General features: G+C 41.5%; 19 protein-coding genes and 4 pseudogenes. 14 read left to right on the forward strand and 9 right to left on the reverse strand.

The window, feature by feature from the left end; genetic code table 11:
• Positions 1 to 48: 48 nt before the first annotated feature.
• Together ACE01T_RS00915 and ACE01T_RS00920 are read left to right on the forward strand one after the other, a co-directional pair.
• A complete protein-coding gene (locus ACE01T_RS00915) occupies positions 49 to 1,119 on the forward strand; it encodes a ferredoxin reductase (protein ID WP_300044617.1) in 1,071 nt (356 codons plus the stop codon).
• Between the two features lie 14 nt (positions 1,120 to 1,133).
• Complete coding sequence (locus tag ACE01T_RS00920) at positions 1,134 to 2,228, forward strand: fatty acid desaturase family protein (RefSeq protein WP_131288163.1); 1,095 nt, start codon at positions 1,134 to 1,136, stop codon at positions 2,226 to 2,228.
• Between the two features lie 232 nt (positions 2,229 to 2,460).
• On the opposite strand, the gene ACE01T_RS00925 is transcribed toward ACE01T_RS00920, so the two are convergent.
• Entirely contained in the window at positions 2,461 to 3,114 is a 654-nt protein-coding gene (locus ACE01T_RS00925; RefSeq protein WP_300044622.1) for an HAD-IB family hydrolase, read from the reverse strand.
• Positions 3,081 to 4,289 (reverse strand): DUF1615 family protein, encoded by a 1,209-nt coding sequence (locus ACE01T_RS00930; protein ID WP_131288144.1) that lies wholly within the window; start codon positions 4,287 to 4,289, stop codon positions 3,081 to 3,083. Before ACE01T_RS00930 ends, ACE01T_RS00925 begins: the two co-directional genes overlap by 34 nt.
• An 82-nt stretch (positions 4,290 to 4,371) precedes the next feature.
• Between ACE01T_RS00930 and dusB the strand changes: the two genes are divergently transcribed.
• Complete coding sequence (gene dusB, locus ACE01T_RS00935; protein ID WP_200222676.1) at positions 4,372 to 5,397, forward strand: tRNA dihydrouridine synthase DusB; 1,026 nt, start codon at positions 4,372 to 4,374, stop codon at positions 5,395 to 5,397.
• A 272-nt stretch (positions 5,398 to 5,669) separates the two neighbouring features.
• Positions 5,670 to 6,244: pseudogene (locus ACE01T_RS00940) on the forward strand (glycine zipper domain-containing protein).
• Between the two features lie 63 nt (positions 6,245 to 6,307).
• Here the strand turns inward: ACE01T_RS00940 and ACE01T_RS00945 are convergent.
• Positions 6,308 to 7,351, reverse strand: a complete 1,044-nt coding sequence (locus ACE01T_RS00945) for an NAD(P)H-dependent flavin oxidoreductase (RefSeq protein ID WP_300044632.1) — start codon at positions 7,349 to 7,351, stop codon at positions 6,308 to 6,310.
• A 220-nt stretch (positions 7,352 to 7,571) separates the two neighbouring features.
• Between ACE01T_RS00945 and ACE01T_RS00950 the strand changes: the two are divergent.
• From ACE01T_RS00950 to ACE01T_RS00960, 3 genes and pseudogenes are all read left to right on the forward strand, one after another.
• Positions 7,572 to 8,830 (forward strand): annotated as a pseudogene (locus tag ACE01T_RS00950) (putative DNA modification/repair radical SAM protein).
• A complete protein-coding gene (locus ACE01T_RS00955) occupies positions 8,830 to 9,609 on the forward strand; it encodes a TIGR03915 family putative DNA repair protein (RefSeq protein ID WP_131288128.1) in 780 nt (259 codons plus the stop codon). The pseudogene ACE01T_RS00950 and the gene ACE01T_RS00955 overlap by 1 nt, the downstream one beginning before the upstream one ends.
• 52 nt (positions 9,610 to 9,661) lie before the next feature.
• Complete coding sequence (locus tag ACE01T_RS00960) at positions 9,662 to 10,180, forward strand: putative periplasmic lipoprotein (RefSeq protein ID WP_131288125.1); 519 nt, start codon at positions 9,662 to 9,664, stop codon at positions 10,178 to 10,180.
• A 64-nt stretch (positions 10,181 to 10,244) separates the two neighbouring features.
• Here the strand turns inward: ACE01T_RS00960 and ACE01T_RS00965 are convergent.
• The 4 genes and pseudogenes from ACE01T_RS00965 to ahpF all read right to left on the reverse strand — a co-directional run.
• Positions 10,245 to 10,460 (reverse strand): annotated as a pseudogene (locus ACE01T_RS00965) (YeeE/YedE thiosulfate transporter family protein); the annotation flags it as partial.
• Positions 10,454 to 10,609: pseudogene (locus ACE01T_RS00970) on the reverse strand (VIT1/CCC1 transporter family protein); the annotation flags it as partial. The pseudogenes ACE01T_RS00970 and ACE01T_RS00965, both read right to left, overlap by 7 nt.
• Before the next feature lie 121 nt (positions 10,610 to 10,730).
• Positions 10,731 to 11,075, reverse strand: coding sequence for a hypothetical protein (locus ACE01T_RS00975; RefSeq protein ID WP_180176789.1), 345 nt, complete (start codon positions 11,073 to 11,075; stop codon positions 10,731 to 10,733).
• 188 nt (positions 11,076 to 11,263) lie between these two features.
• Positions 11,264 to 12,829, reverse strand: a complete 1,566-nt coding sequence (gene ahpF, locus ACE01T_RS00980; RefSeq protein ID WP_300044639.1) for an alkyl hydroperoxide reductase subunit F — start codon at positions 12,827 to 12,829, stop codon at positions 11,264 to 11,266.
• A 263-nt stretch (positions 12,830 to 13,092) separates the two neighbouring features.
• On the opposite strand from ahpF, the gene ACE01T_RS00985 reads away from it, so the two are divergent.
• Positions 13,093 to 13,314, forward strand: coding sequence for a DUF1653 domain-containing protein (locus tag ACE01T_RS00985; RefSeq protein ID WP_131288113.1), 222 nt, complete (start codon positions 13,093 to 13,095; stop codon positions 13,312 to 13,314).
• Positions 13,315 to 13,376: 62 nt separating this feature from the next.
• Entirely contained in the window at positions 13,377 to 13,967 is a 591-nt protein-coding gene (locus ACE01T_RS00990) for an O-methyltransferase (RefSeq protein ID WP_131288110.1), read from the forward strand.
• 48 nt (positions 13,968 to 14,015) lie between these two features.
• Here the strand turns inward: ACE01T_RS00990 and ACE01T_RS00995 are convergent, their stop codons facing one another.
• Positions 14,016 to 14,222 (reverse strand): KTSC domain-containing protein, encoded by a 207-nt coding sequence (locus ACE01T_RS00995; protein WP_086195511.1) that lies wholly within the window; start codon positions 14,220 to 14,222, stop codon positions 14,016 to 14,018.
• A gap of 375 nt (positions 14,223 to 14,597) precedes the next feature.
• Positions 14,598 to 15,161, reverse strand: coding sequence for an alkyl hydroperoxide reductase subunit C (ahpC, locus tag ACE01T_RS01000; protein WP_166168833.1), 564 nt, complete (start codon positions 15,159 to 15,161; stop codon positions 14,598 to 14,600).
• 550 nt (positions 15,162 to 15,711) lie between these two features.
• Between ahpC and hrpA the strand changes: the two genes are divergently transcribed.
• The 5 genes from hrpA to ACE01T_RS01025 all read left to right on the forward strand — a co-directional run bounded on the left by hrpA (position 15,712) and on the right by ACE01T_RS01025 (position 25,433).
• Positions 15,712 to 19,533: an ATP-dependent RNA helicase HrpA gene (hrpA, locus tag ACE01T_RS01005; RefSeq protein ID WP_395518572.1), complete on the forward strand. Its 3,822-nt coding sequence runs from the start codon at positions 15,712 to 15,714 to the stop codon at positions 19,531 to 19,533.
• Positions 19,534 to 19,561: 28 nt separating this feature from the next.
• A complete protein-coding gene (locus tag ACE01T_RS01010) occupies positions 19,562 to 20,671 on the forward strand; it encodes a beta-ketoacyl-ACP synthase III (RefSeq protein ID WP_086195508.1) in 1,110 nt (369 codons plus the stop codon).
• An 11-nt stretch (positions 20,672 to 20,682) separates the two neighbouring features.
• Positions 20,683 to 21,441 (forward strand): lysophospholipid acyltransferase family protein, encoded by a 759-nt coding sequence (locus ACE01T_RS01015; RefSeq protein ID WP_180174669.1) that lies wholly within the window; start codon positions 20,683 to 20,685, stop codon positions 21,439 to 21,441.
• A gap of 181 nt (positions 21,442 to 21,622) precedes the next feature.
• A complete protein-coding gene (locus ACE01T_RS01020) occupies positions 21,623 to 23,629 on the forward strand; it encodes a hypothetical protein (protein ID WP_300043531.1) in 2,007 nt (668 codons plus the stop codon).
• 88 nt (positions 23,630 to 23,717) lie between these two features.
• On the forward strand, positions 23,718 to 25,433 hold the full coding sequence (locus tag ACE01T_RS01025) for an AAA family ATPase (RefSeq protein WP_180041706.1): 1,716 nt from the start codon (positions 23,718 to 23,720) through the stop codon (positions 25,431 to 25,433).
• Positions 25,434 to 25,481: the final 48 nt, after the last annotated feature.

Consider the following 25,481-nt stretch of genomic DNA (forward strand, 5'->3'; position numbering starts at 1 on the left):
ATATATACATGTGTATAATAATTAAAAATCGATCGCGTGGTACTGACTATGCATGTTGTAGAAAAAATGAAAAAATCTCCCCTAAGTTCATTGGCTGAAAGCGTTATTGACCAGTACGCAGCTGATTTCTGGTTGCAAAAAATCAATCCCCTTTGGTCAGTCAATCAGGCCTTGGGTAAAATTGTCCAAAAAGAAAATTCTGCGCAAAATATGATGAGTTTAACCATTCAGGTGAACCGTCATTTTAAAATGGGGCAAGCAGGGCAGCACCATCCGGTTTTTGTGGAAGTCAACGGTGTTCGCTATGAGCGTAGCTATAGTCTGACGCAGCTTGATACTCAACATGTCTTATTAACAGTTAAAAAAGTTGATCAGGGCAAAGTCAGCTCCTGGCTGGTTGAACATGCTCAAGTTGGCGATATTCTTGAATTTGGTCAGCCTTATGGGGACATGCTGTTACCAGAGCAGGCTCAACCGATGATATTGCTTGCGGCGGGTAGTGGTATTACCCCAATGCTAAGTTTACTCAAAGCACTCTCTAAAACAGATCGCATGACTCAAGCACCAATCCAGCTGTTGTATTGGGTTAAGCAATATGCTGATGTTGCTTTTAAAGCACGTTTTGAACAATTGGCTGAACAATATCCGAATTTTTCTTTTCAGGTTTTTTATACCCAGGAAGAAGATGAGGGCAAACGTTTAAACCAAGAACACCTAGCTTTGGTGAATAATATTGAAAATAGTCTGGTGTATGCTTGCGGTCCATCCGGATTTGTTGCACAGGCGGAACAGCTGTTTGCAAATGCACAGAGTTTCAAAAGTGAAGCTTTTAGCATGACCCCGGTTGAAAATTCGGATATTGGCTTTGTGAATATTACTTTGTTGAAATCCAATAAAGTACTGGTCATCCCTAAATGCCAGTCTATTCTGAGCAGTCTGGAACAACAAAATATTAAACCTACTCATGGTTGTCGCATGGGCATTTGTCATAAATGTGTGTGTAATAAAGTTGAAGGTTCAACTAAAGATCTAGTGAATGGTAGTCAAAACTCCGAACCTGGTAATTTATTAAAAATCTGTGTCAATTCAGCACAGTCTGACCTTGTCATTGATTTATAAGTGAGATAAATATCATGAATATGCCTGTTAAAATAGAATATTTTAAAAATCCGAAAAATGGTGAGCTCACACAATCTCAATTAGATGATTTGGCTCGTGAACTGGATGCGATTAAACAAGAAGTGCTTGATGATATCGGCGAAAAGGATGCGGAATATATCCGCCGAGTTTATTCAACCATCCGTTATGCTTCCATTGCCGGACGTGCCTGTTTATTTGCAGGCTGGTTCCCGCCAGCATGGGTATTAGGTACCGGTTTACTGGGCTTTGCCAAAATCATGGAAAATATGGAACTGGGGCATAATGTCATGCATGGTCAATATGACTGGATGAATGATCCTAAATTCTATGGTCCAACGTTTGAGTGGGATATTGTCGGGACAGCAGACAATTGGCGCCAAACCCATAATTATAAGCACCATACCTATACCAATATTAAAGGGATGGATGATGATATCGGTTATGGTTTACTTCGTCTGTTTCCTGAGCAGCGCTGGAAGCCTGGTTATTTATTGCAGCCAATTTACAGCATTCCATTTTGCCTGCTGTTCCAGTGGGGCGTAGCCATCCAGAATCTTGAAATTGGTAAGGTTTGGAAAGGACGTAAATCTAAGGAACAGGCCAAGAAAGAATGGCAACCCATGCAGAAGAAAATCGGCAAACAATTGTTTAAAGATTATGTATTCTTCCCGTTGATTGCCGGTCCAGCAGCTTTACCTGTATTTACAGGTAACTTGGTGGCGAATGGTATCCGTAACATCTGGACATTCAGTATTATTTTCTGTGGTCATTTTACTAAAGATGTGGAAGTGTTCCCGAAATCGGTACTTGAAAATGAAAGTCGCGGTCATTGGTATATGCGCCAGATTCGTGGTTCATCAAACTTGACAGGTTCAGAAGCATTCCATATTTTGACCGGTCACTTAAGTCATCAAATCGAGCATCACTTATATCCAGATATTCCGGCGCGCCGTTATCGTAAAATGGCACCTAAAGTTCAGGCAGTTTGTGAGAAATATGGTTTAAATTACAATAATGCCAGCTTGGTTAAACAGTATGGCAGTGTGCTTAAACGTATCGTTAAATATGCGTTCCCGTTTAAGAAATAATCTTGTATTCATAAAAAAGCCACTTCTATTCAAGTGGCTTTTTACTGATGTATATAAGCTTTAAGTGTTTTTGTTAAGTTTATGTAATTTCCATTATTTGCCATAGTTATGACCTGACAAATTTCCTGTTGAGTCCAGCTTTGACGACTTGCCTAATAAGAAAATAAGGACAATAGAACAAATGAATTTTCGCCAAAACGGATATCTATACCTTTGAATAATTTTGCAGCTCTTAAATGGCGATTTGTTGTATCTTTTTTGGCAATGCAGGAATAGTCTCATTGATACCCACCATGTAAGCATAATGGGCCATCGCAAGCATTTCCTTATCTTCATGACTATTACCATAGGCATAAATTACAGCATAATCAGTTAAATGATATTTTTCTAAAATTCGTTGTCTTTTCTGTTCCGAACTGCAATCGGGTGTGGTGTATTGTCCCGTATAGATATTATTGACTTGTTCAGTATGAGTGCAAATTAAATCAATATTTAATAACTCACAGACAGGCTTGAGATAGACATCGACCGATGCCGAAACCAATACAACATCATCGCCTAAGGCTTGATGCTGTTTAAGCTGGTTAAGCAAAGGCTGATTTAATTGATTCATTAAATTTACTGCATATTCCTGTGCCATTTGTTGCAGTTCTAAGGCATTGGCATTGCTAAACATGGCACGAAACAATTTGGAACGCATGGCAGGTGCAGAATAGACATTCAAATAATAAGCTTGAATCCAGGGCAAAATTTTAATGCCTTGTTTGACAATATGGCGTTTGGATAAAGCATAGAAGATAAACCCTGTAAAACTGTCCTTTTTACACAGGGTTCCATCAAAATCAAAGAGCGCTAAATTTTTATTCTTTTTGCCCGTTGCATACATGATTGATATCTTCCGTTTACGCGTGTTGCAAACCAGTTGGTATTATAATCACGACTCAGTTTAGGACCAGAAATGACTACTTCAGGCATGATAGCATAAATTGGATCTTTGCCTGTTTTCTCTTGGTAGAGCTTGGTTACAGCACGATAAGTTGCTGTATCTTCGAAATCTTTCTCTTTTTCTTTTTTTAGGTCAGAACGGATTTGTCGTGGTGTAACCAGAATATTGTTGGCTGCAAATACACTGATCAGTTCGCGTTCGGACTGACTGGCTGCTGAACGGACTGAGCCATCTTTCGTGTAAAGTAACAAATCACCATCCAGGTCAAGCTCTGTTGCCGTCAAGTCATTGAGCATGCTTTGAAAAGCTGCGTTGCGACTTGAATACATGCCAGAGTTATAATCCGCAAAACGATAAATCGCTTTATCATAATCGGCAGGGTACATCATCAAGCGGTGGATACCGTAATACAAGCCACCATATTGACTATATAAATCAGTACGTAATTCGGCCATGTTACCACCTTGACGTTTATGTTCTTTGGCATAGCCAATATGAACCTGCATGGAACCTAAAGTGGTAATCGGATTTAATTTTTCGCCCATGTCTTGACCGACCAGTTTGGCTGCACCGGTTAAGGCACTGACATGATAATGTTTTGACATATAGTCAAAAATTTCACGATAGAGTTCATCTAATTCACGCTCGGTTTTCACGCGACGCATTTGACTTAAATAATTATTTTCAGGGGTGGGCTGATTTTTCAGAACCTGCTCAAAATAACCGGCCATGGTTCCGCCCAGAGTATCGCCCAATTTATCTTTAAATTTTTCATCCAGCCGATCTTGAACTTCTTTCACCGCTTTTTCACCTAAACCGGGAACTTGCGGGTCAGCAACGAAGTTGGATTCCTGATCCACCACAGCCACAATACTGCAAATATTTTCTTTGGTTTGAGGAATACCGAGCTGATCGGTAATGTCGTAAATGTCTTTGGCCCAAGAACTACGTTCATTAACACGGGGTGGAATAAGACGCTTGACTTGATCTTCTTTTAAGGTGGGTTCATTGTTTTTTGACCACCATGAGTTATCGCCACAGGCCATCAGGCTCAAAGACAAAGCCAGAATACTCAAAGATTTAAACCGAGATGAAGTAAAAAGAGTTTTTTTCATAATGATGAAAACATGTTCCAAAAGGATGAGCCCATACAGCAGATGCAGTATACTATGCCGGTCGAAAAAGTGATGAATTTATATGTATATTGGTCCATATCAACTGTCAAATAATTTAATTGTTGCTCCCATGGCAGGTGTTACGGATCGTCCCTTCCGGACGTTGTGTAAATATTTTGGCGCAGGCCATGCCGTCAGTGAAATGATGACTTCAGACCAGACTTTACGCATGAGCAAGAAAAGTCTGTACCGTGCCAATTTTGATGGTGAACTTGCTCCGATATCCGCGCAGATTGCCGGTTCTGAACCCGGCGAGCTGGCAGAAGCGGCACGCTATCAGGTGGCGAATGGCGCACAGATTGTTGACATCAATATGGGCTGTCCGGCCAAAAAAGTCTGTAATAAATTAGCAGGTTCTGCATTATTAAAAGATGAAGATCTGGTGGCACGAATTTTAGATACGGTGGTTGCGGCAGTAGATGTCCCTGTGACTTTAAAGACCCGTTTAGGATATCTAAATGGCCATGAAAATATTCTGCGCGTTGCCAAGCGTGCTGAAGAAGCGGGGATTGCTGCATTGGCACTGCATGGCCGTACCCGTGAAGATATGTACTTGAATACAGCACGTTATTCTTTGATTAAAGAAGTCAAACAAATGCTGAATATTCCCGTGATTGCTAATGGGGATATCGACAGTCCTGAAAAGGCTAAATATGTGCTCGATTATACCGGTGCTGATGCAGTCATGATTGGGCGCGCTGCACAAGGCAGACCGTGGATTTTTCGTGAAATTTCCCACTATTTGGCAACAGGTAAGCACTTGGCTGCACCAAATATTCAAGAAGTTAAAGATGTGCTGTTAGGACATTTATCTGAACTTTATGATTTCTATGGTGAATACTCAGGTTGCCGTATTTCTCGTAAACATATTGCCTGGTATACCAAAGGTTTACGTTCAAGCAATGAATTCCGCCAAAATATGTATAAGGTTGAAAGCACGGCCGAGCAGTTTAATGTCGTAGAAGATTATTTTAACCAGCTTCTTGCTCAAGGTGAAATTATGAGTGACGTACAGGTGGAGCAGGTGAATTTGCTCGAAACCAGATAATTTTTATTGCTCCATTTTAAATAGATTACTGCTCTTTATTGCAAAGAATTTCAGCAAAAAAAGAGTAGTAACTTTTTCTTTATCAAAACTTTTTTTCGTAATTTGTATAAAACAATATTCAAAGAATTACATTCTACAACATCTCATCACCCATTCAGGACACTTATAAGACATAGCTTATTCAGAAGTGCTTTATGCTGAATTTTTCTACAGCTTAAATAAGCTGCTTGTCTAAACATTTTGTATATAGATAGGATAGAAGGAGAAAGCGAATGGTCAATATAAATCGTCCTATGACGGAAGCTGATCTTACTCATCCAAATAAACGTCCAGAAGAACCAATAACAGATGTGCACGCTGATCCTATTAACGATAAGGGAAGTAATCGGGTTCCTGACATGAATGAAGCAAATGATCACCCTGTGGGTACAAGTATTGGTACAGTGGGTGGTGTAGCAGCTGGTGCTGCCCTTGGATCTGCAGTTGGTCCTGCAGGTGCGGTAGTTGGCGGTATTGTCGGGGGCATTGTTGGTGGAATTGAGGGTAATGACATCGTAGAAACAGCGAACCCGGAAGAGGAAGATGCCTATTGGCTCGAACAGCACCGTGATAGACCTTATTTCCATGAAAGCCTGAATACCTATGGGGCTTAGATTATGAGCGCGATTACCGGAGTGCTTATCAGGTCGGATATGGCAGCCGATTTCAATACTACAGTAATGTCGAGTTTGAGCATGTTGAGCCGGACTTAAGAAGCAAATGGGAAACTACCAAGGATCAGTCCCGTCTCAGCTGGGAAGAAGCCAAATATGCAGCTAAAGATGCATGGCTTCGTGCTCCATGCTAGATGAATGTTGAACAAAAAACCTCTCAACTGAGAGGTTTTTTATCGAATATATACGCCAGTAAATTAGGCTTGACTAATTTCCAGAACCAGCTGATTAATTAAATCCGCAGCTTCCATCTCCCGAATTTGGGCGACATTGGTTCCCGCCCAAAATGCTCCAAAACCATGGTCACCTTGTGCAGCGGCTGCGGCATGCAGTTGTTTACCCAAGTCATAGCAATAGGGGTAAGTGGCAACTGGAGGACGTTCAGGTCGATCGATTTGGGTATGCCAGTGGTTAATTAGACCGCGAGCAGGTCGTCCCGAAATGCTTGCAGTCATTTGGGTAATCGGTTTGCTAAACAGGGCTTGTCGATAGGCCGTGTTGACATTGGAACTTTTGCACTGTACGAAAGCGGTGCCCAATTGAACAGCTTCGGCACCTAACTGGATTAGGAGCTGAGCCTGGGTGCCATTCATGATTCCGCCCGCAGCTACAACAGGCTTGCTACAGTACTGTTTTAACAATTGTACCAGATCAGAAGTTTTGACTGCGCTGTCAAATGTTTCATTAAAAATGCCACGGTGCCCACCGGCTTCAATGCCTTGCGCAATAATGATATCAATCCCAGCCGCTTCAATCTGCAGTGCTTCAGCCAGATTAGTCGCTGAAACCATCGTCAGGATACCGGCCTGTTTTAAGGCCTGAATTTGATGAGGATGCGGAATGCCGAAGTGAAAACTTACTGCCTGAGGTCGAGTTTCTAAAACCAGATTTAAATAGTCATCGTTATCGAGAAAGCTGGGATAGATACATTTTAATTCTGTCGGCGGAGTTGCATGATACTTCTGAAATTGAGGGGATAAATATTTAATCCACTGATCTGCTATATTTTTGTCGAGCGAGGCGCTTTGATGACAGAAGAAATTGACCTGAAATGGTTTATGCGTAAGTGCTTGCGTTTCTAAAATTTGTTGACGTGCTGCCGCAACTGTACTGGCACCCAAACCCAATGAACCCAAACCGCCTTGATTGGAAACCTCAGCTGCCAGTTGGGGAGTAGAAACACCTGCCATCGGTGCAAGGAAAATAGGATGTTTAATTTCAAGTTGTTCTAATAAAGTCATATTTGGCTCCTATGCATCTCATCACTTTGCCCAAGCCCTATAAATTAAGCAAATAATATTCGTTATTTTTTTATGAAATAAAAAGTTTTTTACACCTAAAAATAAATGAAAATGCAGTGATAAATAAAGCGTCAAACCATGTCGCATAAAAGACCGCTGCCCATGTAGTTTGAGTTGAAAATTTTATAATACAGATTTATCTTTTTAGCGCTGTTTATCCATGTCTGATCGTATCCGTGAAAAACTGCAAATTTTAGCCGATGCTGCCAAATATGATGTCTCCTGTTCCTCAAGTGGCAGTAACCGAAAAAACAAAGACAAAGGGCTAGGGAATACCGGCTCCGGTATTTGTCATAGCTATACCGAAGATGGTCGCTGTGTATCTTTGCTTAAAATTCTGTTTTCCAATGTGTGTATTTATGATTGTGCTTACTGCGTGTCACGTCGCTCCAATGATGTAAAACGGGCAGCTTTTACCGTTCAGGAAGTAGTAGATTTAACCATGAACTTCTATCGCCGGAATTATATTGAAGGTTTGTTTTTAAGTTTAGGGATTTTTAAATCGGCAGATTACACCATGGAGCGGATGCTGCAAGTGGTGAAAAATTACGTCTGGAAGAAAATTTTAACGGTTATATTCATTTAAAAACCATTCCTGGAGCATCGCAGGAAATCATTACTGAAGCGGGGCTGTATGTTGACCGGATGAGTATTAATTTAGAAATGCCGACTGAAGCAGGACTGCAAAAATTTGCTCCTGAGAAAACCCATGCCGAAGTACGGAAAGATTTAGCTCTTGTGCGTGACCGTTTAATCCAGTTCAAAGATGAACGCAAACTGATTCGTTCAGTTCCCAAGTTTGTTCCGGCAGGGCAAACCACGCAAATGGTGGTAGGGGCATATAACGAAAGCGATCAAGATATTATTTTAATGGCAGACCGGCATTACAAAGAGTTTAAACTGAAACGGGTGTATTACTCGGGTTATATTCCAATTAATGAACAGGAAAAAGCCTTGCCTGCGATTGGTTCAGCACCCCCCTTATTAAGAGAAAATAGGCTTTATCAAAGTGACTGGTTGATGCGTTTTTATGGTTTTGAGGCGACAGAACTGGTCGATGAAAAACACCCGAATTTGGAGCTGGATGTTGATCCCAAGCTGGGATGGGCATTAAGGCATCCTGAACAATTTCCAGTGGATCTGAACCGGGCGGATTACCGCATGATTTTACGTGTTCCGGGTATTGGTGTGCGCTCAGCGAAAAAAATTGTCCAGGCGCGTTGCTTTGGCAAAATTTATATCGATCAACTGAAGCGTATGGGCGTTGCATATAACCGTGCGCAGCATTTTATCCGCTGTGCCGATACGCCAAAATTTATTAAGGAGCAGTTGCCAGGCCAGATTCGAAGTCAGATTTTTCAGTCGGGACAGTCCAAATATGTGCAGCAGTTATCGCCACAATTGGGTTTTGGTTTTTAATGGCAACTTACTGTTTTGATAGCAGCATGACTGGTCTGTTGAGCTGCGTGTTTCGTGCCTTTCAATTTAAAGAGTTTCGGGTGCAGGTGACGAGCAATCCACATGCGCAAAAGGGTTTGTTTGATGATTTTATACAGGTCGCATCGAATGAAGAGCATGCACAGCGGGTCTGGCGGGGATTGAAGAAAAAAACATCGGGCCAGAGTCAGCGTAATTTTTACTATACTTTTCTATCTGAAAATCAAACTGCTTATCAACATCTGTTTAACTATTGCCTCTATGTTTTTCAAACTCGCTACAAGGTCGATGAAAACTATGGGCATGCTGATGTGCTGGCTTTATCGCAATGGGCAAAGCAGGTTGGTCGTGAAAAGCATCGTATGGAAGCCTTTGTACGCTTCAAGAAATGTCAGGACGGTCTGTTTTTAAGTCTGGTTCGGCCTGATTTTAATGTATTGCCGCTGATTGAACGGCATTTTAGGGCACGTTATCAAGATCAACGCTGGCTGATTTATGACGAAAAGCGTAAATATGGCATTTATTATGATTTGCAACAGCTGCATCAAATTGAAATGGATGCTCATCAGGTCGATGCCACATTCGCGAGTGGTTATAGTCAGGCGTTTACTGTAGAACTGGATGAACAGGAATTACTGTATGACCAGCTGTGGAAAGATTATTTCCGCAGTGTCAATATTCAGGTTCGGCAAAATATGAAACTGCATATTCAGTATGTGCCGAAGCGTTACTGGCGTTATATGAATGAAAAATCAATATAGCTGCATATTTCAGGCATACTATTGCAAGATTTAGTGATGAGGACAATTTATAATGAAGCCGTTCGTTTTGGCGACTTTAATTTTAAGCGTAGTACTTTCAGCATGTTCATCTTCCGAACAGCAAAAAATCCAGATTGATCCTCAAAAATATAAGGTGCAGGATGCAGCCAGATTGCAGCAGCGCTTTGAAAGCTTAAATCAACAATTATCTAAAGATTATCAGGCTTTTAAAAAAAGCAACAATATTGCCTTTTCAGACCAGTCGCTACTTGATGTGAATCAATTACAGACTTTAAATCTGCATGCCGTGAGCAGCACTTCCTTAAAACCGGTCAAACAGGCATATTGTCAAATGATGAATGGCTATTTTGCCGAAATGTATCAGTTGGGTCATCAAAATCTGAATATCATTGGACAGGTGAAATTCCCTCATGCGCAGGGTGAAAACTTAAGCAAAAAATTTGCGGATGCAGACCAGTTTTATGATTTTATTTTAAACCATTATACCTCATACCGTCAGGCTCAAGAGATTATGGGTTTTGGCTGTAATTTAAAAGCGGCGCTGCATTAATTAAAAATAGGATAAACAAAAAAGCCCATTCAGTGATGGGCTTTTTATAGGCTGAAATTCGGATTTAACAACCAGTTAATTTTCCAGGTTGTGGTCGTTTGTCCGGGAAGAAAACTGGACGAAGTTTGATGCCAATACTGTTACCCAGTAAGGCAAAGATCAACCATAACCAGCCATGCAAACTCCTTGAAGCAATCCTGCTGAAGTAAGCACCAGATATACAGTCATATGTGAGACGAACACCGTATCCGAGCAGTAATTCTCCAACTAGCGCAGCAATAAAGTATGTAGATATACACTACTGATAGCCATACCCATAATTAAGCTGGTCACGGAAATAATTCCGTCATTTGCTCCTAATACTACAGTACGTAATAATCTACCTGTTCTTTGAACATAATATTTTTCATGAAGATATGAATATGGTATGTGAACATGCTTTGAATCATTATTTCTTGCAACTATCATCGAAGTAATGTGCATAAAAAAGTCAGATTTTTCAATAAAAAAGCTCCTTTTTAAAGGAGCTTTTTTATTTCAACCATTCACATTATTGTTGAGCTTTTTCTCGAACATTCGAAGCACCTTCTTCCACAGCACCGGCAGTTTTTGCAGTAGCTTCTTTCGCTGCATTTTTAATATCTTTTGCTGCGGCTTCAGTTTTAGCAGCAGCTTCATCACTTGCTGCTTCAATTTTAGAGCTGGCTTCATCAGCAGCAGCTTGAGTTTTCGCTTCAGCTTCCTTTGTGGCATCAGAAATATCATGACCTGCTTGATTGGCTGCATTTTCAAGATGTTCGCCAGTAGTTGCACCTGTTTCTGGTGCTTCTTGTTTATTACAACCCACCAGGGCAACGCTAGCAGCAAGACCTAAAGCAATAAGCAATTTATTCATTTTCATTTCCTTCTAATTGTGGCACCCACCTAAATAGGGGTATTTTGAATATAGCTAAAAAAATGCACAAATTATGAGCTAAAATTGTTAATTAAATGTAATTATTTTTTATGAAAAAATGAGGGAAAAAAAAGGCTTATACCACATTGTGATATAAGCCAGATCAAACTATTTATGCTGAATATAGATTACTGTCCCGAACGGATAATGTAATCAAAGGCAGATAGCGATGCCTTGGCACCTTCACCTGTAGCAATGATGATTTGCTTGTACGGTACGGTAGTACAGTCACCGGCAGCAAACACACCCTTCACGTTGGTTTCGTTGCGCTCGTTAATCACGATCTCGCCACGATTGGTCAGTTCAACAGCGGTTTCTTTCAGGAAGTCCGTGTTTGGCAACAAACCGATCTGTACAAAAATTCCCGCCAGTTCAATCGTATGTTCCTCATCCGTTGCACGGTCCTTGTATTTCAGTGCAGTGACCTGTGAACCGTCACCGACTACTTCAGTCGACAGCGCATTCTTGATCACAGTGGTATTTGGCAAGCTGTTAAGCTTGTCTTGTAAGACCTGATCGGCACGCAGTTTGGTATCAAACTCCACCAAAGTTACATGCTCGACAATCCCGGCCAGGTCAATCGCCGCTTCCACACCCGAGTTACCGCCACCGATGACTGCAACGGGTTTGCCTTTAAACAGTGGACCATCACAGTGCGGACAGTATGCTACACCACGGGTTTTATATTCCTGCTCACCCGGAACGTTCATCTCTCTCCAGCGTGCACCGGTCGATAGAATGATGGTTTTGGATTCTAACTTCGCCCCATTTTCCAAAGTGACTTCAACTAGGCCATTCGCCGTTTCATCCGCACCTTTGATGTTGGATACACGTTGCAGGTTCATGATGTCCACACCATACTCACGTACATGTGCTTCCATCTCGGCGGCAAATTTCGGGCCCTGGGTTTTCTGCACGGAAGTGAAGTTTTCAATGTCCATGGTATCCATGACCTGACCGCCCATACGTTCCGCTACGATTCCGGTTTTAATGCCTTTACGCGCGGCATAAATCGCTGCGGTGTTACCAGCAGGACCGCCACCAATCACCAGCACATCAAACGCGTCTTTGGCATTTAACTTTGCTGCATCTTTGGCTGCAGAATTGCTATCCAGTTTGGCAATGATTTCTTCCAGCGTCATACGGCCCTGACCGATGTGGGCGTTGTCCTGGAACACCATTGGTACCGCCATGATCTTGCGCTGTTCCACTTCATCCTGGAAAAATGCACCGTCAATCATGGTGGCCGTAGTGCCCGGGTTATAGATCGCAATTAAGTTTAGGGCTTGTACCACGTCCGGACAGTTATGGCAGCTTAACGATACAAAGACATCGAAGTCCGCTTTAAGGTCAAGACCTTTAATGCTTGCAAGCACTTCATCTGACACTTTTGGGGCATAACCTGACACTTGTAACAAGGCCAGAATCAGGGAAGTAAATTCATGTCCCATCGGCAAGCCGGCAAAGAAGACACGCGGTTCTTCACCTTGTTTTGCCACCCCAAAGCTTGGGGCACGTTTATTTGTACCGTCGAAGCGTGCAGTGACTAAATCAGATAAGGCTGCAACTTCAGTCACCAGTTCTTTAATCTTGTCAGATTTATCTGAACCATCTAGAGTTGCGACCAGTTCAATCGGGCTTTCCAGACGTTCCAAGAGTGTTTTAAGTTGTGCTGAAGTATTTTGGTCTAACATGGCTAATGTCTCCAAGGGAGTAAATGCTGATTTAATAAAGCTATAGTAGGCTAAATATTTAAATAGGTAAAACATTTCATTTTTATAAAAACAATCGGTTTAATGGATTGATGGGTTTTTTACAAAAATACTGTCTTAAGTAAATGCTGATTTAGTGTGAATATTCAAGTATTAAGTTGAAATTAGAGCATTTTTAATAAATTGCTGCATATTTCTGGGTAATTTTGATTATGATGACCCTATGTTTTAACAAGGTTATAAAAATGCAATTCAAAGTCGGGATTTATCAACACTATAAAGGCAAGTTATATCAGGTCTTTCATGTTGCTACGCATAGTGAAACAGCTGAGAAACTGGTGGTATATCAATGTTTGTATGGCGATTATTCAATGTGGGTACGTCCCCTGGAAATGTTTCAGGAAATGGTCACACTCGATAATGGTACAGTTGTTCCACGATTTAAATTAATTCAAGCAACTTCATGAACTAGATTAACGACATCAATAAACGCTAGACTCAACAGAATAACAAGACAGGAATAGCTGTGATGAGCATGAGTGAAATATTCCAGAAGCGAATGCAGGAGTTGCATCAAAGTTTTATTAAATTTGATGCCTTACAAAAAGACCGTATTCAACGTTATCGAAATATAGAACCGGATTCTGCATTATTTTTAGCCATGCAAGTGCGCATCCAACAATCTAAAAATATTTTGGAGATTGGCACTTCAACAGGTTATTCGACTTTATGGCTGGCGAATGCAGCACAGACTTCACAAGGTCATGTCACTACTTTGGAAATTGATCCGGCACGTACCCAGCAAGCTCAGCAATATGCCAATGAACTACAATTGAGTGAAGTGATTGATTTTTGGGTAGGGGATGCACAAAGTTTTCTTGAAAAGGCCGAACAGCAATATGACTTTATTTTGTTAGATGCTGAACGGGATGCCTATATGGATTACTGGCAGTATTTGCCGCATATGCTGCATCCTAAAAATGGCGTCATATTTGTCGACAATGTCATATCACATGCAGCAGAAGTTCAGCAATTTATTGCACTGGTGAAAAGTGATGAACGTTTTATGAGTATGACTTTATCGATTGGCTCAGGTCTGTTGATGCTTTGCTATAAATAAATTTGTATGAATAAAAATATCTGTGAATCAGGGCAGAGCCCTGATCATTCAAGCCATGGAAATGCGAGTAAAATGTAAGTCATATTCTAAATATTTATGTACAAAAGCAGCCTTGTCATGACATCGGAGCATGTTGTTATAAATAAATTCCGGAACTGGATGGTACAGTTCTGCTGAACCATTGTTATAAAAAATTTTAAGATAACGTGATGAAGAACTGTAAGTATAGGAAGTTACAGTAAGTATTGATCCCATAAGCACTCCTTTTTTATATTATGTTTCACAGATTTTGTCTGTCATTTGACGTGAAGCTATAGAGGTTATGCGCTGTAGAGCAGCCTTGTAAAACATTCGTCACAAACCTGTATAAGACTTACATTACAATAAAAAGTGACAAAATATAATAGAAATAAATATATTAAATTGATGAATTATAGATAGATATATTTTGTATTGAAGAATAGGGCTGTACGCTATTCAGCTTTTTATTGTTGAAGTAAAAAATATAAATTCTGTTATGTTGACAATTATAGGAAATACTAAAGATATTTGAAAACAGTGTTTTATTCAAAATGTATAAAACCACGCAAAAGAGCGTGGTTTTTTACATCAGTTCAATCTAAATAGAGATTAGATTTTACCTACTAGGTCGATTGAAGGAGCTAGAGTAGCGTCGCCTTCTTTCCATTTAGCTGGGCAAACTTCACCTGGGTGAGCATGAACGTATTGAGCTGCTTTAACTTTACGAAGAAGTTCTTGAGCATCACGGCCAACACCACCAGCGTTGATTTCAACGATTTGGATTTTGCCTTCAGGATCGATAACGAAAGTACCACGGTCAGCAAGACCAGCAGCTTCGATTAATACGTCAAAGTTTTTAGCTAGAGTCCAAGTTGGATCACCAACCATTACATATTCAATTTTTTTGATTTCTTCTGAAGAATCATGCCAAGCTTTGTGCGTGAAGTGAGTGTCAGTAGAAACTGAATAGATTTCAACGCCTAATTTTTTGAATTCAGCGTAGTTATCAGCAAGGTCACCTAATTCAGTTGGGCAAACGAAAGTAAAGTCAGCTGGGTAGAAGAATACAACAGACCATTTGCCTTTAAGATCAGCTTCAGTCACTTCAATAAATTGACCGTTTTGGAATGCAGTTGCTTTAAATGGTTTAACTTCAGTATTAATTAAGCTCATCATTGTCTCCATGATTGAGGTTTGTATTTGATTTCCAAAAGGATAGCGAATTTTTTCTTATTGCTGAAACAGTATTTTTACATTATTGAAATCGGAAAAACCGAATTAACTAATATAAAGTCTACAATTCCACCAAATCTGATTCTTTATCTATTTAATCATTTAAAGATGATTATTAAATGACAAATATGCAGTTTTTCAGCTTGTCTAAGAACATGAAGGCTTGAGACTTAAAATTCAAGGGTAAATTTTTTTAAATTAAATTTATTTTTGACGCTCGAATCATTTTTAGGCTGAGTAATGGTGATCAGAAGATGTGTGTGAACATCATTAAAGATGGTGAATAGTGTAACTCTTGTTATACGTGGCGGATTTTAGCGTGGTTGATGATCTATTTTCCATGCTTTTGAATATTCTTTACCTCAAACGCCATGAATAAATATTTGCCTGTCTTTCTCTCTGCGGCGTTACAGCGTAAAATATTCAGTTCAATTTTTTGTTTTGGGATAAATTATCTGTGTTAAGTCATTTAAATGTAGATCAATGGGTCATGGCACGTGACCGTCATCGTTTAAATCGACTACGCAAAGGTAAAGATGCCAACGAGAAACAGTATCAAGAATTATTAGAAAAATCGAATCATAAAGTGCGTGAGCGCCTGTCCCGTGTTCCGAACATCAAACTCAATCAAGACCTGCCTGTTACCCAATATAAAGATAAGTTGATTGAAGCGATTCAACAACACCAGGTGATTATTGTGGCAGGGGAAACTGGTTCAGGTAAAACCACGCAATTACCACAAATTGCCATGCTGGCCGGTCGCGGTTTAACCGGAATGATTGGTCATACCCAACCGCGTCGATTGGCTGCGCGTAGTGTATCGCAGCGTATTGCCGAAGAGGTGGGTGAGAAGCTGGGTGAATCCATCGGTTTTAAAATCCGTTTTAACGAACAGGGTTCGCAAGACTCGATAGTTCGTTTGATGACGGACGGTATTTTACTGGCTGAACTAGCCAATGACCGTTATTTGACCAAATATGACACCATTATTATTGATGAAGCGCATGAACGTTCATTGAACATCGACTTCATCATGGGCTATTTAAAACAGCTTCTACCACGCCGCAAAGATTTAAAAGTCATCATTACTTCTGCAACCTTAGATGTAAACCGTTTTAGTAACTACTTTAACGGTGCACCTGTTTTTGAAGTGGAAGGGCGCAGTTATCCGGTAGAAGTGCGTTATCGTCCAATTTCAGAAATGAGTATTGGCGGTAGTGATGACGACGAGTTTGATGACTTTGAAGAAAACTTGCCGCGTGCAGTGGTACAAGCGGTAGAAGAATGTTTTGCCGATGCACAGCAAAAAGGCCATCCTGAACATGCCGATATTCTGATTTTTGCCAGTACCGAACAGGAAATTCGTGAATTGCAGGAAACCTTGCAAAAGCATAGTCCACGGCATACTGAAATTTTGCCTTTATATGCGCGTTTAGCCATAGCTGAACAGCAAAAGATTTTCAATCCTGGCGGTGGTGGACGACGCATTATTATTGCCACCAACGTGGCTGAAACAGCTTTAACCGTACCCAATATCCGTTATGTAATCGACAGCGGTTTTGCCCGTATTTCACGCTATAGCTACCGTTCACGGGTGCAGCGCTTACCGATTGAGGCAGTATCACAGGCGGCTGCCAACCAGCGTAAAGGCCGCTGTGGCCGTATTGCGCCTGGTGTTTGTATCCGGCTGTATAGTGAGGAAGATTTCCAGAGCCGTCCTGAATTTACCGAACCAGAGATTAAACGAACTAACCTGGCATCGGTTATTTTACAGATGCAGAGTTTAAATCTGGGTGATCTGGAAAGTTTTGACTTTATTGAGCCACCAGATCATCGCTTGGTTAATGATGGCCGTAAGTTGTTGATTGAACTGGGTGCTTTAAACGAGAAGAAATCAGAACTGACAAAAATCGGTCAGCAAATGGCAAAAATGCCAATCGACCCGCGTCTGGCACGGATGATTTTAGGCGGTGCGCATTTTGGTGTGCTGAATGAAGTCCTGATTATTGTCGCAGCTTTGGCCGTGCAGGATCCGCGTGAACGTCCGGCCGATAAACAGATGCAAGCCGACCAGAAGCATGCCTTGTTTAAAGAAGGTGACTCTGACTTTTTGTTCTACATCAAGTTATGGGAAACCTTGCAAGCTAACCGTGCCTCGATGAATGAGAACAAGCGTCGTAATTTTGCACGGCAGCATTTTTTAAGCTGGTTACGTTTACGCGAATGGAAGAAAACCCATGAACAGTTGACGGAATTGGCGCAAGGCTTAAAGCTTTCCTTTAATGATAAAAAAGCCAGTTATGAAAACTTGCACCGTGCCTTATTGACCGGTTTGCTTTCGTTTATTGCCAATAAGACCGATGAACGCAATATGTTTATGGCCGTTCGTCAGCAAAAAGCCCGTATTTTCCCGGCATCGACTTTGCATAAAACCAATACGCCGTGGGTAATGGCCTTTGAGATGGTGGAAACCTCTCAGGTATATTTGCGTACCTTGGCGAAGATCGAACCGGAATGGATTCTGCTGGCTGCGCGTGACTTACTGAAACATCACTATTTTGAGCCACATTGGTCGAAGAAAGCCGGTATCGTTAATTGTTATGATCAGATTTCCTTGTTTGGTTTAATTATCGAACCGAAACGTTTGATGAATTATGAAAAGGTTGATCAGGCGGCAGCGCATGAAATCTTCCTGCGCGATGCTTTAACCACAGGCAATTTGGGTATCACCCCGCCATTCTTAAAGAATAATCTGCTCAAGCTGGAAGAAGTGGAACGGGTAGAAGATAAGCTGCGTCGTCGTGATCTGGTGGTGGATGAAGAAACCATCTATCAGTTTTATGCCGAGAAAGTACCGCCAGAAGTGGCGAGCCGTCGAAGTTTTGAAGACTGGCGTGCGACAGTTGAGCCGCAAAATCCGCGCTATTTATTTGTCGAAGATGATGCGCTGTGGATAAATGACCGTCCGACCACGCAGCAATTTCCGGATTATTTGCATAATGACGCTTTGCGTCTGGCAACGAGCTACCGTTTTGATCCAAGCCATGATGAAGATGGAGCGACGGTTAAAATCCCGCTACAGGCCTTGCCACAGGTCGATGAAGGTATCTGGTCATGGGGCATCCCAGGCTGGCGTGAGGACTTGATTGAAGCCTTATTGAAATCCTTGCCTAAAGACAAGCGTCGCAATCTGGTGCCGATTCCGGATACTGCACGCAAACTGATGAAAATCATTGATGCAGTTCATTTACGTGAGCATATCTTCAAGTTTTTGGCTTTCCAGTTGCGTGGCGAACAAATTAGCGAAAAAGACTTTTCCTTTGAACGGATCGAGCAGTATTTGCTGCCGTTGATTAAAGTGATTGATGAAAAAGGTCGGGTGATTGAAAAAGGTCGTGATCTGCCAGAACTGAAAGCACGTTGCCGTACCGAAACACATAGTCCGGTCAAGCAGCTCAAAGGCGAATTTAAAGTTTTCCCTGAAAATTTTACTTTTGAAGCTTCACAAAAAGTGACCGGTGTTGTGGTAAAGCAATATCAGGCGCTGGTACCGACCAAAGCATTTGCAGAACTAGATGCCAAAGATGAATCTGGTGTGGTGATTCAAACCTTTAATGACCAGGCGGAAGCGATTAAACAGCATCGGGAAGGGGTCATTCGTCTGGTGTATATGCAGCTCGGCGATCTGGTACGTCAGCTGAAAAAACAGATTTCCAAACCGCTGGCTTTGGCTTATTCGCCTCTGGGCGATAAGGCCCAACTGGAGCAGATGTTGGTTTATGCCACCCTTCAGATGGCAATAAATGAGCTTCCTGTCAATACTGAAGAGTTTCAAAACTTGCTTTTAAATGTAAAAAAATCTTTCCTAACGCATGGTCAAGTGGCATTATCTATACTGAGCGATATTTATATTCAATGGCAGGATATTCGTCGAAAATTGTTGGTTTTAGACGATTCTATCTTTGGAAAAAATATTGATGATCTTGAAGATCAGCTTGATTTAATGAGTCTTTCCAACTGTGTGTATGTCAAATCTTTTGATATATGGCAGGAATTTCCACGCTATTTAAAGGCCTTGGTCTTGCGTCTAGAACGCTTGCCAAATAACCTGCAAAGGGATAATTCTGCCATTGAGCAAGTTGACCCATGGATGGAAAAATTGTTTAAGTTTAAAAATGACGCTCGCCTGAAAGATCTGTACTTTATGGTCGAAGAATTTCGTATTTCCCTGTTCTCACAACCAATGAAAACAAAAATGCCGGTTTCTCCAACCCGCCTGCAAAAAGTATGGCATCAATTGGGCATTAATTAACAGAGCGCAAAATTAACGGGAGTTTTACATGGGCATTCGTATTACCGGTACCGGTCTTTATCATCCAGAAGAATCCATTAGCAATGATGAATTGGTTGCAAGTTTAAATGCTTATGTGGAACAGTTTAACCACGACAACGCGGACAAAATTGCAGCGGGTGAGATTGAAGCGCGTCGCGGTTCAGATGCAGAATTTATCGAAAAAGCATCCGGTGTTAAAAGTCGCTATGTTGCTGAAAAGTCAGGTATCCTTGATCCGAAGCGTCTATATCCGCGTTTACGTGAACGTAGCAATGATGAACTTTCCATTCAAGCCGAATGGGGTGTGATTGCTGCTAAACAGGCGATGGAAAATGCAGGGGTTACAGCTGAAGATATCGACGTTGTGATTCTTTCATGTTCAAACATCCAGCGTGCTTATCCTGCTGTTTCAATTGAAATTCAAACCGCTTTGGGCATTCAAGGCTATGCCTATGACATGAACGTTGCCTGTTCTGCTGCAACCTTTGGTTTAAAACAGGCTGCGGATGCAATCAGAAGCGGTGCACGTCGTGTCTTATTGGTCAATGTAGAAATTACCTCTGGTCATACCGATTTCCGTTCACGTGACTGCCACTTTATTTTTGGTGATGTGGCGACAGCATCGATTATTGAAGATACGACTACTAAAACCGGTTTTGATATTTTAGATACGCATTTGTTTACGCAATTTTCTAACAATATCCGTAACAACTTCGGTTATTTAAATCGTAGTGAAGATGCAGTGGTGGATGACAAGCTGTTCCGTCAGGACGGTCGTAAAGTGTTTAAAGAAGTGTGCCCGCTGGTTGCAAAAATCATTACCAAACAGCTGGAGAAAAATAACATTGCACCAAGCAATGTGAAACGTTTCTGGTTACACCAAGCCAATGCCAGCATGAATGACTTGATCTTGAAATATGTAGTCGGTAAAGATGCTGACCGTGCGCTAGTACCTATTATTCTGGATGAATTTGCCAATACCTCTTCTGCAGGTGTGATCATTGCATTACACCGTACTGCACATGAAGTGAATGATGGTGAATATGGTCTGCTTTGTTCATTCGGTGCGGGTTATTCTGTTGGCTCGGTTCTGGTGCAAAAACACGTTGTAGCATAAGGAATCATCTATTGCAGGTTAAGCATGATGCCAGATGGATTAAATGCCTCAGTGCGTTGTCCAAACTGTATTTCACCCCAACCTTTTTAGGGGCTGAACAGATTGATGCTGCCAAACCTGCAATGTATGTCGGGAATCACACCCTATATGGGATATTTGATTCCCCGATTCTGATTGATTATTTATATAATCATCATCAAGTGGCTGTGGTCAGTGTTGCTGATCATGGCCATTTTTATTTGCCTGGCTGGCGTACCCTGTTTAAGAAATTCGGTGCTGTCGATGGTGAAAAAGCCTATATTCGTGCAGCGATGCAGCAAGGTTATTCGATTCTGGTCTTTCCCGGAGGCGGGCGGGAAGTTTTAAAAAGAAAGGGCGAAGCTTATCAACTGATCTGGAAACAGCGTTATGGTTTTCTAAAACTCGCGCAAGAATTTAACTATGATATTGTCCCTTTTGCGGCTTTAGGCGGCGATGAAGTTTTTGAGCTGGGATTCGATGCCAATCGGATTATTGAAAGCGCGTGGTTTCAAAAATTGTTAAAGTTGCCGCAACTGGATAAATTGTTGCGTCATGGTGATGTCATTCCATCCTTGCCTAAAAGTATCATTCCGAAGCGTCTGCCTTTTTATTTTCAATTTATGCCGCGACAAAGCTTGATGCATATCAAAAATACGGAACAATTAAAAGATTTTCGTGATCAGATTCAGCAGCAAATTTATGCAGGTTTAGACGATTTAAAACGACAACGTGACCACAGAAAAGTTTGACTAGGTTTGGCCTGTATTTCATTTCCACAAGTATAAATGGATGAAGCAGTGATTGGGTTTTAGCAATTGATCAGGCAAATTTGCTTAAATTTTGAACTCAGCATACAGTATCTTTACTAGATTACTATATGATTAACATGATTAAATTCATCTTAGGATGATTATTCAATTTGAGGCGAGTATGGAACAGGATCGTTTAGTACCGCAATATCAAGGGATTGCGAAACAGTTACTCAGAATTTCTAAAAGTCTAAATGACATTCTTCAACATCAGCTCAATATTGTCGGTGGGCTGAATGCACAAAATATGTTTCGTATTGATCAGGAATGGCATACGGTACAAGTGGCCAATGGTCTGTTTCAGTTACAATTTTATGCCCCTGACTCTGCGCAGAAAAGCATTTTGCATGGTGATTTTACTTATCTTGGACAAAAAGCTGAACTACTGGAAGAGTTTATCCTTCATGATCTGTACTTTCTCACCAATGATTTAAAGCCGCAACATTCTTTGTATCTGCGTCAAAAAGCCCAGCAGCTGCGACAGCTCTTGCTTGATCAGCTGTATCTGTGGGTGCATGGTGCGGAACGGGTGCGAGCCTATCTGAAAAATCTTTCATTGCTTGAAGCTGAAATTATTGATCAGCTGATGATTAAAGCCAATATCTATTCTTTTGCTGTTTTGACAGATTATGTGATGAATAAAACCGCATTGCCTGAAACGCTCATCCAGTTTTTACAAGAGATGTGTTCTATTCAAAAGGTGTATGGAGATGAATTTTTACCCTTGCAGCCTTTAATGGAAGCGCTGGATGAGTTTTGTTTTAGCGCTGCGCAGTTTTTACCTGTGGCCATGTACCGCATTATGGCACTTTCATTTGAAGAGCGTTTTAACTTGCATGAGTTAATGGAACATCAGGATGATATCCATTTGCTCTATCGGCATGCCCAGGAACAACCTGCCTTGCTTGGCTTTGTGCGTTTAATGCGGCGTGAACTCTGGCAGCGTGATAATTTACTCTCAAAACATAATTTTCTGCATGGCTCGACTGTGGTCTGGCAAAAGAAAGTTGCAAAATTGCCGTTATTTGATTATCCGCGAGTGGTAAACTGGCTGTTTAAACAGTCTGCCGAGGTTCTGGACTGGCTGAGCCGTAATATTCAGCACAGCAGTGTCCGGGTAGCAGTCACGGCATTCAGTTTTATCGATAGCAGTCAGGTTCACCCCCAGGTCATTCTGGCAACTTTACAGTACTTTCAGCATTGTTCAGCACGCATGTTTATTCATAGCTGTCATTATTTTGCCCTGCAGGAAGCCTGGTTTGAGCATGAATATAATCAGAGTATGATGCTTAAAGGACAGAGCCAGTCTCTGGAAGACCATCGCATTGCTATCAGTCCTTCCATTTTGTATCTGGATGAATGGATGGACTTAATGCGCAATGTCACACAAGGCAATGAGCAAACAGTCAAGAAAATCTATTTGCGTTTAAGTCGGGTGATGCAGGCCTATATGTTGTATCTGCACAAAATAACCCGAGGTTTCGGCAATGATTTAATGGCATATATCCGACCGGAAACCCATCAAAATCGCGAATTTTATAGCGTATTGCAGCACTACAAAATGCGTCAGGATGAGTTCCGGCAGATTTTTTATCTGCGTGGTCGAAATATCCGGGTGTCGGTGTTCGACTCCTATGTGCGAGATTATCTGGTTGAGTTTTTTAAGGATAATCAGCCTGTAGCGAAAAATACCAGCTGGATCGGGTTTTATCATCAGGCCACGGATTGGCATAATCACATCCAGAAGCGGGAAATTATCAGCCAGCTCAGGAAAAATTATGCGGTGTCGGTCTGGCAAGCTGTGATGCCGGAAAAATTCATGCACTTTTCCAGCTGGAGCTTTGAAGAATTGACAGATCTGGACCGTCTTATTGAAGAGTCGCAGAGATGTCAGAATTGTCTGGCGGCAAGCTATGCACAGCGCATTATGGAAAGAGAGTATGTGGCTTTTCATATGGTTTCACAAACCGGCAAGCTGCATATGACCTTAGGCTGCTACCTGCGAGAAGGTCAGCTGATCTATGACCAGCTGGAATATCCGCATAATAGAAAAACCGAATATCTTTTTGTCAATATTGCGTTGCAATTTATCTCCTGGTTAAACCAGCAGTTTGCGCCGTTTAAGTGACAGTGGCTGTCGCTAAACTTTTTTCTGGGCTTAACTTTTAGGGAAAAAATCGGTAGGCTATAGCCGTTAATTTACGGTTATAGGTCTTATGAAACAAGAAACTGCACTCAAGCTTTTGAAAGCGGGCGAAAATGTCTTTTTAACAGGTTCGGCAGGTGCAGGGAAAACCTATACACTCAATCAGTACATCAATTATTTAAAAGCCCGTAAGGTGCCTGTGGCGATTACGGCATCAACCGGGATTGCTGCAACGCATATGAATGGCATGACCATTCATACCTGGGCGGGAATCGGCATCAAGGATTTTTTATCCGATGCTGACCTGAAAAACATGAAAGAGCGCAAGTACCTTAAAGAGCATTTAGAAAATGCCCAGGTACTGATTATTGATGAAATTTCCATGCTGCATGCCAAGCAGCTGAATCTGGTCAATCAGGTTTTAAAATATTTTAAAGAAAGTGATGAAGCCTTTGGCGGGATTCAGGTCATCGTTGCTGGCGATTTTTTCCAGTTGCCACCGGTAGGTAAAAATGAAGAACGTAACCGGGATAAATTCTGCTTTATGTCGGATGCGTGGGTGGAAGCCAAATTTCGCGTTTGTTATCTGACCGAGCAGCACCGACAAGGTAATGACTATTTAAATGATATTTTAAATGCCATTCGCAACCAGAGTATAAGTGTCGAACATCTTCAGGCTTTGGAGCAGACCCGCCAGCAGAACGTGGGAGAAACCTTTACCCGTTTATATACCCACAATATGGATGTGGATAGCATCAACTTTAAGCATCTGAATGCTATTGATGCCGAAAGCAAGCAGTTTGACGCCATCTGTGATGGCAATGACAAGCTGATTGAAACCCTAAAATCTTCGGTTCGTGCGCCTGAAAACCTGACTTTAAAGAAAAATGCCAAGGTCATGTTTGTCAAAAACAACTTTGATATGGGCTATATTAACGGCAGTCTGGGCGAGGTCATTGGCTTTGAAGAAGATGATGAATATGGCATTTTGCCAAAAGTAAAATTAACCGACGGTACGGTACTGCTGGTGGAACCTGAAACCTGGTCAGTCGATAATGATGCAGGTAAAACTATTGCCAGTTTTCAGCAGATTCCATTACGTCTGGCTTGGGCCATTACTATTCATAAGTCGCAAGGCATGACGCTGGAAGCGGCCGAGATTAATCTGGCGCATACCTTTGAGAAAGGTCAGGGTTATGTGGCGTTGTCGCGTTTAAAAGCATTAAGTGGCTTAAAGCTGCTGGGTATGAATGAACAGGCTTTGGAGTTGGACAGTTTGGCCATTAAGGCCGATCGACGTTTTCAGGAACTGTCTGAAGAAGCGGAAAATCACTTCCAACTGATTGATTTAACACCGCAGCATAAAGCTTTTATTCGTCACTGTGGTGGTACCTTGAATGAAGCTGAAATTCAGCGTAATGAAAAGAAAATAGCGAAAAGTGGTGGCAAAACCAATTATGCGACAGCCACACTGGATGAAACTCGTGAATTGTTTGAAGAAGGTTATGAAATTCAGGATATTGCCGTTGAGCGTGGCTTGACTCCTGCGACCATTATCAATCATTTGGCGAAATTACATAAAGAGCAGGGCTTGGACATTTCCGTGGCTCATCCGGGGGATGAAGTGGTGGAACAGGTGCGTAAAATTTATAAACGCTTGATGAAACGTCAAAGTCCTGAAAACTTTAGTGAGGATGGTGCAATTAAGCTGCGTCCGATTGTAGAAGCGACCAGTCCACGTATGGGCTATGACCAAGTACGTTTAGCTTTGCTTTTTGTTGAATAAATTGAAATAAAATAAAATGAATGCGTGATGAGGGCTTCTTGGCTTGTC

This window comes from Acinetobacter uliginosus, from assembly GCF_044130295.1.
Taxonomy (GTDB): domain Bacteria; phylum Pseudomonadota; class Gammaproteobacteria; order Pseudomonadales; family Moraxellaceae; genus Acinetobacter.